Genomic DNA, 14497 nt, shown 5'->3' on the forward strand with positions numbered 1-14497 from the left:
ATAATGAGGGTTACGTACAAGAAAGGGATGAATAGTTTTTGCCATTCAAATTGATTCGAACCTTCCTTCCCGCTCTAGCTCTAATATTATTTTTTATTCCTGCACATGCAAGTGCGAGATCATTCACCATAGATGCTGTCGACATTAACGCCTTTATTTTTCCTGATGGTGATCTGTATGTTGAAGAATTATATACTTATACGTTTGAAGGTTCCTTTAATGGAACTACACGCATTATTGGCGACGACGATTTCAATGGTGTTGAATTTTTTGAAGGATATCAAGTAGCTGATGATGCGGAAATGGGAAAAATCTCACAAGAGGACGCAACCCCGCTCAAAATCGAACGCGAGGATTATACGTTCAAAATCCATCGCCCCGCCGAGAATGAAACGACAAAAGTATTTTATCGTTATCGACTAAGTGACGCCATCCGTAAATATGAAGATGTCGGTGAATTTTATTGGCGCTTCTTCGATGAAATGGGTGAGGACGACATAAACCATCTGCGTGTATTTGTGCAGCTTTATGGAGTCAATAAGCTGCCAGTAGAATCACTTGGTTTTATGCATGATTTGAGTGGAGGAGATTTTCAGTTAACAGAAACAGGTTTATACTATCAAAATAATAAGCTACCAGGTGGACAGCCGTTTGAACTAAGACTTTTATTTCCAGCTGATTTTTTAAGTGAAATGGATTTTACAGAAAAGGAAGAAATGCTTCCAACCTTCTTAAAAGAAGAGGAAAAATACGATGAAAGATTAGTCACACGGGATAAATGGCTTCCATTTTTAGAAAATGTGAATGCTGTCATCTTTTTCATTTTCATTCTCTTAGCGGTATATTCCATTCTGTTTCTAAGAAGGCTACTCCGTTGGATTGGTCCTGCTGCCTCTTCTCGTGATATTGGAAACATGGATTCATTTACTTTAACAGCGATCTATCGCAAATTGAAATTAAAACCGCAAGATGTGAATGCCGCCCTTTTTCGGCTATATCAAAATGGGGACTTAACTGTTGAACATGTTTCTTCAAGTCAAGACGATGAGTCAGAGTTGGATCATACTTTTAAATTTAGCATTCAGCAAAATTCAGCTAACTTATCTGAACAAGATCAGTTTTTAATAGATTGGCTGTTTACTGCCTCTGAAAATGGAAAACGGGTATTTTATTTAGATGAACTTCCTGTTCAAACGAATAGAAAGAAACACAATGAAACGAATAATATACTAGTTAAGGAATTTAAGGCAAATTATCGCAAGTGGGCAAAAATAGCAGCTAAAGATTCAAATATAAAAGCCTTTGTAAAACCCGTTTTACTAAGGAAAGTTTTCATAAATGCGATTATTCCAGTGTGGATGCTGTGGGCTACCTTCAATTTATGGATTGGCATGGGAGAACGCTCAGATGTTTTGCTTGGAATTAGTATTTTTGCTGTATACAATATTATAAGATTTTTTAAAAATGAACGAGTTGTATCCACCATATTCTTTTTAATACTTCTTTTTGCATTTCCTGAATTTGGATTAGATCCGGGATTGGAATTTTTAGAAGCTTCTGCGTTGCCGCTCATCTTCATCTCGGGCTTCTTACCAATGACATATCCAACTTATCAGGGAGTGCAATATTTTAAAGGAGCAAAAAAGTGGTTAAAGCAATTGAGGAAAAAGGAATTGAAGATTCCCGAAGTCAAATCAAAGGTGGAAATATACTACCAGCACGCCATTGCTCTAAATGAGGCGTTGATTTTTATGGCTCATTACGGGGATAAAATTGAAGCAACGCAAACAGATTCTATTTACCCATTTTTAATCTCCCCTAGGGAAACAGCAAGAATTTACTCTTATAACTATAGAATGCTCCATTCAAGATTCGGCTCATCCTCATCTGGTGGAGGCGGCTCATCTGGCTCAAGTGGAGGCTCAGGCGGCGGAGGCGGAGCCGGTGCATTTTAAAGTGCCGGTTCCAGGTGCCTGGCACGCCCCGAATTTTGTCGAAAAGGTGGTGTTTGAAATCGTTAGGATTCTGAATGTTGTCGGGATTGCCATGATTGTTATTAGCGTTATTGCTGGAATTATGACGGGAGCCATTTTGAGTTTCTTCTTTTCCCTATTAGGCGGAATTGTTTCAGCGTTAATCTTTTTTGCATTAGCCCTGATTTTAGATAACCAAGAAATGATAATGTACCAGATTCAAGAGCAAAAAGCGTATATCAAAAAGCACATCGTAACAGAGACGAAAACTTGCTCGAATTGTCAATATGAGTATGATCGTGAATTAAGCTCTTGTCCTCATTGTGGGAGTAGAAAATAAGGGTTCTGCCAAATGCAAAAGCACTGCCACATCACATGCGCAGTGCTTTTTTCAATTTCTTGAATTAATCGGATTAGAATTGAAGTATTTATTTTTAACTTTATAAAACAGGACAAACATTCCGTAGAAAAGGAGAAAATTTAGTAATGCCGGGAAAAGGTTGATATTTACTCCAGCATTGCCATTAAATAACTTCGGAAACAACCAATTCGTTGAAGTATCGCTATACACTGTGAAATACGGAAATGGAAACCCGTATTCAAACTGATAAATATTTGTATGCAAATGGGATGGATTTAGATTTGGGATAACAAACAGGAGAAATAGTGTTAAAAAAATTGAAATGGATCGCATCTTCCTTTTATCTATTGTTTTTCACCCCCAGAATATTCATAACATTATTATAACGAAGATTAACCCTCCCTTCCACCATTCTCAAAAAATGTTCCCATTCATAGCAACAATCACTGTGTTTACAATTCGTTTACAACTCGTTGTATACCTATTTACACCTTCTATGGCAAAATGAAGGTAAAAAGTGGAGGTAAAAGGATGGCTAGAAATAGAATTTTAATAGTGGAAGATGATGTATCCATATCAAAGATTATTCAGAAAAACTTACTTTCAACTGGTTATGCAGTTTTTGCTTGCTTTGATGGTGAGGAAGCAAAAAATATTTTAGCAACGGATACAGATTTTGATCTCGCCCTTCTTGATATTATGCTGCCTCATTTAGATGGGTTTGAGTTAATGGATTATTTGAAACACGATAATATTCCTGTTATCTACTTAACAGCAAAGGCGGATTTAGAGTCGAAAATTCAAGGTTTACGCAGCGGTGCAGAAGATTATATAGTGAAGCCATTCGAAATTTTAGAGTTACTTGTCCGGATCGAAAAGGTGTTGGAGCGTACAGGAAAAGTGAGCCAAATCCTCTATGCTTCTGATTTGGAAATCAACTTATTAGAAAGGTCGATTCGAAAAAACGGCGTGGAAATCGTCTTGAAACCAATGGAATTTGACCTGCTAGTTATGCTTGCGAAAAATAAAAATATCGCCCTTTCCCGCGAGCGTTTGCTCCATGGTGTATGGGGTGTTGACTATATTGGCGAGACTCGAACGGTAGATGTACATATTGGACAACTGCGAAAAAAACTTGGACTAACGAACAATATTAAAACAATTTCAAAGATGGGCTATCGTTTGGAGGATTAACATGAAATTATGGTTAAAAGTATCGCTTATCTCCATGATTATGATTACATTGGCGACAAGTATTTGTAGTCTAATCCTCCTCATTCGTTCCGGAAAAAGCAATCTTGAACTCGCGATAGAAAACACTATAACAGATCAGCAAATGCGCGTAACTTCTTGGAGTACTGCGATGGAAAATGCTGTTACCGACGAATATGGTGTAACCTCCAAGCGTAGCCTAGCTCGTTATTTAATTGATAAATTTGCTGATCAACATACCGTTCTTCTCTCTGACGGGGATGTTATTTATAATGCTACTTCAATTAACCCTGAGGATTATCTTCCAATGGAAGAAGACATGCTCCAATATATTATTCAAGATATCGATAATCGCTCGATTTTAATTGTTGGCAGTGGCTTGCAGATCGGGGAAACGAACTATCATCTTTATAAAATAAACGACATTAGCTCCGTCTATTCTAATATTAAAAATATGGCCTATCAGTTTGCTATTATTAATCTCATTATTTTATTCGTATCAGGGGTCACATTGATTTTTTTAATTCGCCTCATACTACGCCCTATTTCCATATTGAAACAGAATACAGGATTGATAGCTTCAGGGATTTACGATAAACGGATTGTTGTTGCAGAAAAGGATGAAATCGGGGAGCTGGCAACTAATTTTAATCAAATGGTATCAGCAATCGAGAAAAATATGAAAGATTTACGCGAGGAAGTCGACAGACGAACTTTATTTATGTCTGCACTTACACATGAACTAAAAACTCCGATGACGTCTATATCTGGAAATGCGCAAACATTATTATATACAAAAATGGATGAAGAAGAACGTGAAGATGCACTTTTGCGTATTTATTCGGATTGCACAAGGATCGAGCGATTATCGCAAAAGCTTTTGCAACTAATCGTCCTTCGGCAAAAGGACAGTATTCCCATGAATCCATATAATGTTGCCCGCTTGTTAGAAGATGTACAGCTCATGTGTGCCGAACAGCTTAAGGATCGGCAATTAACCCTTTCAATTAACAATAATATCGGTGAACTTATGATGGATCGTGATCTAATGGAAAGTCTCCTTCTCAATCTGATCGATAATGCTGGGAAAGCTTCAAAACCTGGTGATACGATTGATGTTTTAGCAAAAGAGAATACTATTCTAGTAAAGGATCAAGGTGTCGGCATTTCACATAATGAGTTAAATAAAATTACCCAACCTTTTTATATGGTTGATCCGTCACGCAGTCGCAAATCTGATGGCACTGGTTTCGGACTTGCGCTTGTTGAGGAAATAGCGCGCCTCCATCATGCAAAGCTTTTATTTGATAGTACACCTGGTAAAGGAACAACTGTGAAGGTGGTGTTTAACTACGATGAGAAGAAGTAAGTGGAATTTATTATACGGATTATTAATTCTTTTATTGTTGCTCTCCCTCGTTGTAATTCCCAAAATCACTATTCATGTTTTAAACGAAACAAAAGGGAAAATTATTTTTGTGCAATCAAGATAAAAAATTACAATCTGCTTACAATTCGATGAATTCTTGTTGCCTGTTTACCCCTTATAATAACAGCAATTACTAGGAAATGAGGAAATGAGGATGAAAAAGAAATTAATAACTTCTATTATAACGGTAACTTTCCTAGCGGGCTGTCAGGCAACCCCCGAAAATCCTGTCGTGATACAAAAGGATACCGAGCAGATGGTAAATGTGGCGAAAACTAATCAAAATAATAAAAAGTTAACTGAAATGTTGAATGCACCAGCTACGCTGCAAACATCTGTTACGGATAAAAGTGGCAATGTGGTGGTTAATGCCAATGCCGAAGTGGTTGTTCCAGATGTTGAAGGAATTCCAACAGTAAGAGTGGCAAAACATCCTTTTACACAAGAAGAAGCGAACAAAATACTAGATTATTTTATCGGGGACAATGAACTGATCGATGAGAATTCTATCTTCAGCACCACTTACACAGAACAGCTTATCCAATGGAAGGCGGAATTAGCGCAGGAGAAAAACGAAGCTAAGCGGGATCAGCTAGCTATGAATATTGAAAAACTAGAGGAAATGGGAATTACGGAAACTCCAAAAGAAGTAACATCTGTTGCCAAAACATTTGAACAGGACGAAATGGGCGGGGAAAGTATAAAAGGGATCTCCCATCATAATAGCAACTACAATTATATCGAAATAATCAATAACCCTGCTGAAAATAATTATCGTGTTTTTTATTCGAAAGAACAAAAAGGCTACGCTATTTCAGAAGGTTACTACTTCAATGAAGGTCTGAAGATAAACTTCGAAAAAAGCGGCTTAGATTCCGCTATTATGAAACAATTAACACTTTCTCTAACAAAGGAGGAAGCAATAGAACTTGCCACGGATCTTATATCTCAGCTAGGCATTCAAGATATGGTTTTATCTTCCTTTGAAATGGTTTCTGGCAGTGCGACACTTCAGGGTGGACCTGTAGATACTCAAGAAAGAAAAGCTTATCGTCTAGAATATGTACGTTCAATCAACGGCATTCCCATTACCTTTACTAGTAACGGAGTTGAGACTGATTATGAAACAGATAATACTACAGGAGAGAAAGTTGCTGTCGGTTGGCCAAATGAAACCGTCCATTTTATTATCGATGACACTGGTATTGTTGAATTTAGTTGGCTCTCACCATACGAGCTTGGCGAAACTGTGACGGAAAATACGACTGTCAAATCGTTTGCTGATATCCAGGATGTATTTGAAAAAATGAGCCTGATCACACATGCCTATCCTGGGGAGGATGGAGCAAAAACAACGCTCGATATTTCAAAGGCACAATTAGGATTAATGCGAATTAATGAAAAAAATAACTCAGATACAGCTTTACTAATTCCTGTATGGGACTACTTCGGAACATTAACATACGATAACGAAGATGACGAGCCCTATATTGACACAGACCTTCTCAATAGTCGGCTAACTATCAACGCTATTGACGGATCCATTATTAATAGAAGATTAGGTTATTAAATGTGTGAACACAGGCATGATTATGCCATGCCTGTTTTTTTACGGCCATTTTTCTTTCCTTTCCATTTATTACGGCCAAAAAGGATGAGATCCATGAATAAATATGTTCTTACATCAGATATTCAGCGCGCACTTACAGGAAGGGGCTTTCTCATCGGTATAGCCAGCATGATCATCGTCATTACCTTCTCCTCGATCGAGGATTTTATTGAGATCATACGAAATCCTCTCCCTTTGGAAAATGGCTACCACGGACAATTGATTATGACCGCTTTATCTTCGGATACGATAACACTTGCACTTCCTATTCTGTCCGCGCTTCCCTTTACAACCGCCTTTGTGGACGATGTCAAAAGTGGTTTTATAAAGCAATTTTTGTACCGCTCTGGCAGGTCGTCCTACATATCAGGGAAGCTGTTAGCCTGTGGATTATCAGGGGGAATGGTGTTATTTCTCGGAATTCTAATTACATACGGACTCTTCATGCTTATGTTCATGCCGATGGAGTTAGCGATCGATGTGACAGAAATTTCTCAGCCCTATTTTTCAAAAATTGTACCGAAGTTATTATTGCTGTTTTTCATAGGAGCCTTTTTATCACTTTTCGGATTTACGCTCGCCGCCTTGACGATGAACAAATATATAGCATATGCTTCACCTTTTATATTCTATTATTTGCTCATCATTTTGAAAGAGCGATATTTTGATAGTTTATATGTTCTTTACCCGAAAGAATGGCTATTCCCCTCGGAAGTTTGGATGTTCGGACATTACGGGGTCATCATACTCCTTTCCATTTTAATAGCGGTAGTAAGTTTAATCTTTACAGTTGTGGCACAAAGGAGGATTGCCCATGTTTAGACAGATTGTCTCCGTTGCCGCTTATAATTTTCGGCAGTGGCACCGAAATCCGCGTATTTTTATTACTTTTACGTTAGCATTCATTCTTTGTTTTCTATTATCGGATAAAGCTGTGCGTTTTGCGAATGAATATGGAACGATTATGCAAATCTTGGAACCGTTCATCTGGACATTTGGAGATAGTCAATCCATTTTGCTTTCTTCCCTGTTATTAATGTTGCTTTTTGCCGATATGCCATTCATCAGTACAGGCACACCCTTTTACTTAATGCGAATCAATCGTAAAATTTGGCTTTGCGGACAAGCGGTCTATATTGTGCTTGCGACTACAATCTACATGATCTTTATTTTGCTCTCTACCTCATTAGTTAGCATGAATCATTCTTTTATCGGCAATATGTGGAGCGAAACAGCGGCAATCTTAGGTTATTCAGGTGCTGGTGAGGCAGTTGCCCTTCCTGCCTTTGTAAAAACATTGGAAATGAGTACCCCTTATCAGGTCGCACCGACAATTTTTTTGCTAATGCTTCTTTACACGCTGCTTATGGTGTTTATTATGCTAACTTTTACAATTTACAAGGGGCAGTTAAGCGGAGTGATAAGCGTGCTTATTTTCAACCTGTTCGGATTCCTGTTAAATCCTGCGCTTCTACAAACTCTATTCCAGTTATCTGAACAATATATGTATAAAGCAAATGTGGCTCTAGGTTGGATCTCCCCTCTCAATCACGCCACCTATCATATGCATAATTTCGGGTACGACTTATTGCCCCGTCTCTGGCAAACTTATCTTATTTTTGTCGTATTGATTGGATTTTGTTTTATTTGCGCACTTAGATCAATACGAAAATTCAATTTTAACTTTACTGGAACGGAGGGATAAAAGTTGAATGTAGCGATTAAAGTTCAAAATGTTAGCAAAAGCTTTGGCGATGAAACGGTCTTATCTAATGTTTCTCATGATTTTGAGGAAGGCAAGATCCATGGCATTGTTGGAAATAACGGGAGTGGAAAAACGGTCCTTATGAAATGTATTTGTGGCTTCCTTTTACCAAATAAAGGAGAAATCTACGTCCAATACAAGCAGGTTGGAAAAGAGATTGACTTCCCTAAAAATATGGGGATCATCATTGAAACTCCCGGTTTCTTGCCTAACTATTCAGGTTTAAAAAATTTACAAATCCTTGCTTCCCTCAATAAAAAGATTGATCGTCAAGCAATCGCGAAGACTATCCGCAGAGTTGGGCTTGATCCAACGCTGAAAAAGCCGGTGAGCAAATATTCACTTGGTATGCGGCAACGTCTTGGCATTGCCCAAGCGATTATGGAAAACCCCGCTATTCTTATTTTAGATGAACCTTTTAATGGATTAGACAAAAATGGTGTAGCGCAAATCCATCAGCTTATTAAAGGATTACGAGAACAAGGAAAAACGATTCTGCTCGCTAGTCATAACCAGCTCGACATTGATGAGTTATGTGACACAGTTTGTGAAATGGATGCAGGTGTCATTACGGTGGTGAGATGATGAAAGAGGTTATTCGATTGGAAAATGTCGTAACAGTTTCTAGTCGCGTACACCTTAACGATGTGAGCCTTTCTGTATTAAAGGGTGAAAAAATAGAGATTTACGGTCAACCTGACAGTGGGAAAGAGACACTAATTAAACTAATTACTGGTATGGAGTACCCGAGCACTGGAAAAGTGTATGTACACGGAAAAGCTGTACATCAAATGAGGGCGGATACTGCTGCGGTCATGCGCGGTAAATTTTTTGGGATTGTACGACAAGACCCGCATTTTATATCTAATTTGACGACATGGGAAAACATTGCTCTTCCATTAATGATCCAAAGTGTTCCTAGAGCGAAAAGAAAAAAGGCAGCATTAGAACTACTTAACCAATTCCATTTAGACTATGTCGCTCACGTTTACCCCAAACAGCTATCTATATTTGAAATGCAGATGGCTGCAATGGCACGTGCATTTGTTACAAAACCTAAAATTCTATTATTCGATGAAATAACAGCACATTTTTCTAAAAAGGAGGCAGGACATTTGCTGGAGACTTTAAGCTCCCTATCTGCTTTCAATGAGGCAACCGTTATTTATTTTACGACAATAAAAAATAGCGCTTCCTTTGCTACTAGACATTTTGTGTTATATGACGGAATGATTTGGGAGGAATAAACATGAAAAAAAGAAGCTTGCTCCTAACAATAATCCTGCTCTTTACCTTGATGGTCCCTATGGTGACATTGGCAGAGAGCGCCAATGAAACACCACTGGAAACTGAGGAAATTGCGTCTGACAACCAGAACGAAAAAACTCCTACTACTCAAGAGGAGACTGGAACTTTTAATCTAGCGATAGATGATAAACATGTTTATGAAGGGATGGATAAAGCGTATCAAAATGGCTATTCCCCACAAGTGAAAAACGGGATCGCCACGATCGTTCTCCCTCTTATTACGAAGGACACCATAAAGGAGAACACCATTACAGTTACACCAAATCTTGGAGATCCAGCTTCATCTCCGTTCACGTTTAAAAACTATCAGAAGAAGGTCAGTTTAAAGAAGAATAAAGTGAATAAAGGAGCAGCAACGATCTCTTCCTATCTTATTCGATTTGACTTGGCGCTTTCTTCAGCTAGAATGAATGGCGTTTATCCAGTGGAGATTCAAATAGAAGCTGAGGCCGAAACTGGCAACCAAATCCAGCAATCCTTTACTTCCTATATAACCATTACGGATGGGAAAAATCCGAATATAGAAGAGCCGCCACCAGTCGAGGAAAAGCCTGCTCCGCAACCGAAAGTAGTCATTAGCAGCGTAGATACACCTCCCATTACAGCAGGCGAATCTTTCACACTTAATGTAACTCTAAAAAATACAAGTGAAACACAAAATATCCAAAACATGACTGTGACGGCAACGGTCGATTCCCCTCACTTTTTATTGCAAAATAATAGTGATACATCTTACATCGCTAATCTTGGAAAAGGTCAAACTACTGATCTATCACTAACTTATAAGACTGATTTGGAAACACCAGCACAACAGTACAACCTCGCTTTTTCAATTGCCTATGAAAATAGTGAGGCAACTGCTTTTACCTCTACAGGAACTGTGCCCGTTTCAGTGAGCCAACCTTTGCGAGTGGCGATTGAAGGACCTCAAGTGGCGGAGCAAGTAAATGCAGGTGATACGATTCCCCTGTCGATGCAAGTGATGAATTTAGGGCGGAGTATGATTTATAACGTTCGATTTATTATCAATGGTCCAGGCCTTATTCCTTCTGGTACTGGTTTCATTGGAAATATGGAAGCTGGAACTGCCCAATCAAGCGAGATTGATATATTCGTGGGGACTAAAGACATGACAGAAGGTTTCGAAGGGGATGATAAGTATGGAGAAACAAACGGTATCCTTACTCTTATTTATGAAGATGGGACAGGAAAGGAACATTCGCAAGAAACAGAGTTTTCAACAATAATCAATAAACCGGTACTGAATGAAGTAGCTGCTGAACAGGAACAACAGCCAGAAAAAGCGAGTCAATGGTGGATATCCATCACGATCGGCGGGACGATCATAATAGGGTTCACAGCTTTTCTTCTGTGGCGCAATCGGCGCTTGGTGAAACAAAATGAAGAGTTTTGACCTTTTAAGGATTGCTTTAAAAATGGTTAAAGGTAAGTGGTGGGGGTTCGTAATTTTATGTATGGCCATCAGTATGTTTAGCTTTTGTTTCACAGGAAAGACGCTGTTCGCTGTGAAACAAGAAAAATCCCTTCCCTATGAACTTACTATTTCAGCAGGCAGCAATACCGAATTAAACGACAGCAATATAAATAAAATAGGAGAAATACCTTACGTAACAGCCGTAACGCCTTTAATAGCCTTCCCTGCTATTCTTAAAATTGGAAAGAAAGAAGAACAAGCTACACTTACTGGGATTAACGCTAATTATGTAGATGAGACATTTATACAAGGTGCGATTTTTCCAAATACAAGCGCAATGCCCTATATTATGGTGAATGATGTCTTTCAGAAGCAATTTTACAATATAGATGAAGATACAGACGCAATCGATTTAGTGAATAGTAGTATTTCTATACAGCTTAGCGAAACAGATCGGCCAACCCAAGCAAAAATACATGGAATATTTTCTGATGAACAAGTAAAAGAACCGACTCTATTTGTTAGTTTATCTGTCGCCAAAGAAATGCTGCGTAAAAGCGGACAGAACGCCGCCTATACGGAAGCTCGTGTGCGCGTAACGAACATCGATGATACCGAAAACGTTGTTAAATCTGTCGAAGCACTTGGATTTACTGTTACAAATATGGATGAGGAAACACAAATGCTGTGGGAATCGAAGTTAAAAGAAGTGAATTACTTGCTCATCATTGGCCTATTTAGCTTGTTCCAAGCAAGTGCATGGATTGTGGCTTGCAAACGACTATTTCTTCTTGAGCAAAAAAAGATATTGGCCATGTTTCAATGGCTAGGAATGAAAAGAAGAGATTTGAATTCATTATTTTTGATTCAAACTCTCACCCTTGTCTCAGTCGGCATAGCCATTGGACTTTTCGTATGTTTTTCTCTACCCTTGTTTCTTCCAAAGGAATACGGAGGAATCTTTTTACAAAAGGTGCCGTTTGAAATTGTCATGATTAGTGTGATGATTGGACTGTTCATTGCTATTTTATCTTCTATTAGGACCGTAAAGGGAGCTTAGGTTCATTGCCTAAGCTCTTAAACAGGCTGTTTGAACAACTCCTCCATCTCGACACGAAACCCGTCAAGAATTTTCGAATGAATGCTGCCTGTCTCCGTTTTCATGTCATGCTGTTCATACATTCCATTATCATTTATTGTGTAGACTGTGATCGCTTTGAGCATCGGATTAACAATCCAATATTCTGGGACACCGCAATCCATATAGAGGTTCAGTTTCGTGACTAAATCATGGGATTGGTTTGAGGGACTGAGAATTTCAACGATTAATTCAGGCACACCGATATACCTTTCATCAGTAAAGCCGCTCTTGTCGCAGATAATGCTAATGTCTGGAACGACAATTTTCTTTCCTTTCAATTTATCACTTTCCAACTGAATATCATAAGGGGCGTGGAACATCTCGCATGGCTTATTATCGAGAAAGTCCTCTAAAAAACGTTCAAGCCTACGTGAGATTCTCTGGTGTTTTGTCGAAGGTGATGGAGACATATAGACAATCCCATCAATATACTCCATTATGGCCTCATTGGTTTCGCGGATTTGAAAAAACTCTTCCACTGATACGTTTCCGTTTTGAGAGAATGTCATAGTCCTACCTCCAATAATAATAGGAATTTTTAACGCTTCAATACCTTTATACTCAAATCCAGCCCTTCTCCTGCGCCAATGCAATCGCCTCTATTTTATTTTTCGCTTCCATTTTCTGGAGAGCCTCTGACATGTAATTGCGTACGGTACCTGCAGATAAAAATAACTGTTTTGCGATTTCTTTATACGTTTTTCCTTCTGCTGCGAGTCGTAAAACTTCTTGTTCTCGCTCTGTCAGCGGATTATCTTCATGATAAGCATTCATCATCAACTCCGGATCATATTCCCTCTTCCCTTTCACAACTCTCCGGATCGCTTCGGCAAGCTCTTCAATAGAACCATCTTTTAATAAGTAGCCGTACACCCCCGCCTTCATTGCCCGTTCAAAATAACCTGGACGAGCAAATGTTGTTAATATAATCACCTTGCAAGAAGAGCCATCTCGTTTCATTTCTTCTGCCACATCAAGACCACTTTTTACGGGCATTTCAATATCCATTAAACAAACATCAGGTTGGAATTCCCTTACTAGTCTTAGCGCTTCCTCCCCGTTCGCCGCTTGCCCGACAATTTCAAAGTCCTCTTCAAACTCGAGTAACGTCCCAAGGGCTCCTCGTAATATCCGTTGATCTTCCGCAATGACAATTCGAATCATAAGGCGAACTCCTCTTGTTTCATAATAACTGGTACCATAAATTCTACTACTGTACCTTTTTCTGAAATCAACTCTAACTTACCTTCAATCAGAGCTAAGCGCTCCTTCATGCCATTAAGACCATTTCCGACATTTGATAAATCAGCTATTCCAACGCCATCATCTTTTACAATAATCGGTAAATGGCTTTTTTCTTCCTGCATCGTCACAATACAGCATTTTGCTCTACTATGTTTAACAATATTCGTTCCAGCTTCACGAAGGCAAAGGGCTAATATATTTTGCTGTAATGGGGATATTTTAGAAAAGTCAATTTTCCCCTCTTGCAAAAAATCGATTTCTGCCGCTGTCAAAATTTGTTCCATTTGGATAAGTTCCTCTTGGATCGTATTCGCCCGCATATCGGAAACCAGTTCACGAACTTGCTTTAGTGCTGAACGTGATGTTTTTTCTATTTCCTTAGCTTCCGCTTTTGCTCGCCCAGACTCCTTTTCTATCAGTCTCTGAACTAGTTGACTTTGCAATGTAATGAGAGATAATGTGTGTCCTAATGTATCATGCAAATCGCGTGCAATACGAACCCGTTCTTCCCTTTTGACCAATTCTTTAATCTGCTCATTCGCTTGATCTAACTGTTTTTCCAGTTCCATGCGCTTATACATTGAGCGAATCCCAAAAGGTGAAATCAACATGACTGCCAAAAACGGCAATATGAAGAGGATATCAACGAGTGAATGCCGGATCGCCAAGATTACAGATGTTCCTACTAATACCGCAGTAAAAGCCCCGTAAGCCCGATGGAACTGCCACTTTTTTTCATACCAACCAATAAAGTTGGCGGGAAAGAACCCTAGAAATAAATTGTACGGGCTAAACCAAATAGTAAGAATGACTATAATTGCTAATTGTACAACGAGCCAGTTTGAAAAGATTTTTACCGCAGGGTACCAAAAAAGGTTCCGATATGAAAGGAGAAAAAGCAGGATGAGGGTGTATCCTAAAGCGGCTTTCCACCCTCGTTCAAGAGAAACGTAGTAAATGGGCATGACAAGATAAACTAAAAAAATATAAGGGAAAAACCCGAACTGCCTTGGGAACAT

The 14497-nt window shown here is 38.8% G+C and carries 15 protein-coding genes; 12 read left to right on the top strand and 3 right to left on the bottom strand.

The genetic code is table 11. From position 1 onward, the window contains the following. Positions 1–50: 50 nt before the first annotated feature. The 12 genes from BN1243_RS10905 (at position 51) to BN1243_RS10960 (ending at position 12152) form a co-directional block, all read left to right on the top strand. Positions 51–1955, top strand: coding sequence for a DUF2207 domain-containing protein (locus BN1243_RS10905; protein WP_230200173.1), 1905 nt, complete (start codon positions 51–53; stop codon positions 1953–1955). After that, positions 1945–2313 carry a hypothetical protein gene (locus BN1243_RS10910; RefSeq protein WP_062106726.1) on the top strand — a complete coding sequence of 123 codons (369 nt, stop codon included), beginning with the start codon at positions 1945–1947 and terminating at the stop codon, positions 2311–2313. The genes BN1243_RS10905 and BN1243_RS10910 overlap by 11 nt, the downstream gene beginning before the upstream one ends. A 552-nt stretch (positions 2314–2865) precedes the next feature. Continuing rightward, the gene (locus BN1243_RS10920) at positions 2866–3528 is read left to right on the top strand and encodes a response regulator transcription factor (RefSeq protein WP_062106730.1); all 663 of its coding nucleotides are present in this window, start codon (positions 2866–2868) and stop codon (positions 3526–3528) included. Position 3529: 1 nt separating this feature from the next. Continuing rightward, positions 3530–4915: a sensor histidine kinase gene (locus tag BN1243_RS10925; protein WP_062106732.1), complete on the top strand. Its 1386-nt coding sequence runs from the start codon at positions 3530–3532 to the stop codon at positions 4913–4915. Continuing rightward, entirely contained in the window at positions 4902–5039 is a 138-nt protein-coding gene (locus tag BN1243_RS22100; protein WP_154669847.1) for a hypothetical protein, read from the top strand. Before BN1243_RS10925 ends, BN1243_RS22100 begins: the two co-directional genes overlap by 14 nt. Positions 5040–5129: 90 nt before the next feature. After that, on the top strand, positions 5130–6545 hold the full coding sequence (locus BN1243_RS10930) for a DUF6034 family protein (RefSeq protein ID WP_062106734.1): 1416 nt from the start codon (positions 5130–5132) through the stop codon (positions 6543–6545). Between the two features lie 93 nt (positions 6546–6638). Next, positions 6639–7406 (top strand): hypothetical protein, encoded by a 768-nt coding sequence (locus BN1243_RS10935; RefSeq protein ID WP_062106736.1) that lies wholly within the window; start codon positions 6639–6641, stop codon positions 7404–7406. After that, complete coding sequence (locus BN1243_RS10940; protein ID WP_062106737.1) at positions 7399–8289, top strand: hypothetical protein; 891 nt, start codon at positions 7399–7401, stop codon at positions 8287–8289. The genes BN1243_RS10935 and BN1243_RS10940 overlap by 8 nt, the downstream gene beginning before the upstream one ends. A gap of 3 nt (positions 8290–8292) precedes the next feature. Beyond that, positions 8293–8934, top strand: coding sequence for an ABC transporter ATP-binding protein (locus BN1243_RS10945; RefSeq protein WP_062106739.1), 642 nt, complete (start codon positions 8293–8295; stop codon positions 8932–8934). Next, positions 8934–9596, top strand: a complete 663-nt coding sequence (locus BN1243_RS10950) for an ABC transporter ATP-binding protein (protein WP_062106741.1) — start codon at positions 8934–8936, stop codon at positions 9594–9596. The genes BN1243_RS10945 and BN1243_RS10950 overlap by 1 nt, the downstream gene beginning before the upstream one ends. A gap of 2 nt (positions 9597–9598) precedes the next feature. Further along, entirely contained in the window at positions 9599–11071 is a 1473-nt protein-coding gene (locus BN1243_RS10955; protein ID WP_062106743.1) for a COG1361 family protein, read from the top strand. After that, on the top strand, positions 11058–12152 hold the full coding sequence (locus BN1243_RS10960) for an ABC transporter permease (RefSeq protein ID WP_062106745.1): 1095 nt from the start codon (positions 11058–11060) through the stop codon (positions 12150–12152). Before BN1243_RS10955 ends, BN1243_RS10960 begins: the two co-directional genes overlap by 14 nt. A 17-nt stretch (positions 12153–12169) precedes the next feature. Here BN1243_RS10960 and BN1243_RS10965 read toward each other — a convergent pair whose 3' ends face one another. The 3 genes from BN1243_RS10965 to BN1243_RS10975 are packed head-to-tail and all read right to left on the bottom strand — an operon-like array spanning position 12170 to position 14497. Beyond that, positions 12170–12742 (bottom strand): Uma2 family endonuclease, encoded by a 573-nt coding sequence (locus BN1243_RS10965; RefSeq protein WP_062106747.1) that lies wholly within the window; start codon positions 12740–12742, stop codon positions 12170–12172. Between the two features lie 52 nt (positions 12743–12794). Beyond that, complete coding sequence (locus tag BN1243_RS10970; RefSeq protein ID WP_062106749.1) at positions 12795–13397, bottom strand: response regulator transcription factor; 603 nt, start codon at positions 13395–13397, stop codon at positions 12795–12797. Further along, on the bottom strand, positions 13394–14497 hold the full coding sequence (locus tag BN1243_RS10975) for a sensor histidine kinase (RefSeq protein ID WP_062110582.1): 1104 nt from the start codon (positions 14495–14497) through the stop codon (positions 13394–13396). The genes BN1243_RS10970 and BN1243_RS10975 overlap by 4 nt, the downstream gene beginning before the upstream one ends.

This window comes from Bacillus niameyensis, from assembly GCF_001375535.1.
Classification (GTDB): domain Bacteria; phylum Bacillota; class Bacilli; order Bacillales; family Bacillaceae_C; genus Lederbergia; species Lederbergia niameyensis.

Excerpts from the sequence above, each read along its gene's own strand:
- BN1243_RS10920 (WP_062106730.1), top strand. The coding sequence starts at position 2,866 with ATGGCTAGAAATAGAATTTTAATAGTGGAAGATGATGTATCCATATCA.
- BN1243_RS10925 (WP_062106732.1), top strand. The coding sequence starts at position 3,530 with ATGAAATTATGGTTAAAAGTATCGCTTATCTCCATGATTATGATTACA.
- BN1243_RS22100 (WP_154669847.1), top strand. The coding sequence starts at position 4,902 with ATGAGAAGAAGTAAGTGGAATTTATTATACGGATTATTAATTCTTTTA.
- BN1243_RS10930 (WP_062106734.1), top strand. The coding sequence starts at position 5,130 with ATGAAAAAGAAATTAATAACTTCTATTATAACGGTAACTTTCCTAGCG.
- BN1243_RS10935 (WP_062106736.1), top strand. The coding sequence starts at position 6,639 with ATGAATAAATATGTTCTTACATCAGATATTCAGCGCGCACTTACAGGA.
- BN1243_RS10940 (WP_062106737.1), top strand. The coding sequence starts at position 7,399 with ATGTTTAGACAGATTGTCTCCGTTGCCGCTTATAATTTTCGGCAGTGG.
- BN1243_RS10950 (WP_062106741.1), top strand. The coding sequence starts at position 8,934 with ATGAAAGAGGTTATTCGATTGGAAAATGTCGTAACAGTTTCTAGTCGC.
- BN1243_RS10955 (WP_062106743.1), top strand. The coding sequence starts at position 9,599 with ATGAAAAAAAGAAGCTTGCTCCTAACAATAATCCTGCTCTTTACCTTG.
- BN1243_RS10960 (WP_062106745.1), top strand. The coding sequence starts at position 11,058 with ATGAAGAGTTTTGACCTTTTAAGGATTGCTTTAAAAATGGTTAAAGGT.
- BN1243_RS10965 (WP_062106747.1), bottom strand. The coding sequence starts at position 12,742 with ATGACATTCTCTCAAAACGGAAACGTATCAGTGGAAGAGTTTTTTCAA.
- BN1243_RS10970 (WP_062106749.1), bottom strand. The coding sequence starts at position 13,397 with ATGATTCGAATTGTCATTGCGGAAGATCAACGGATATTACGAGGAGCC.
- BN1243_RS10975 (WP_062110582.1), bottom strand. The coding sequence starts at position 14,497 with ATGTTCCCAAGGCAGTTCGGGTTTTTCCCTTATATTTTTTTAGTTTAT.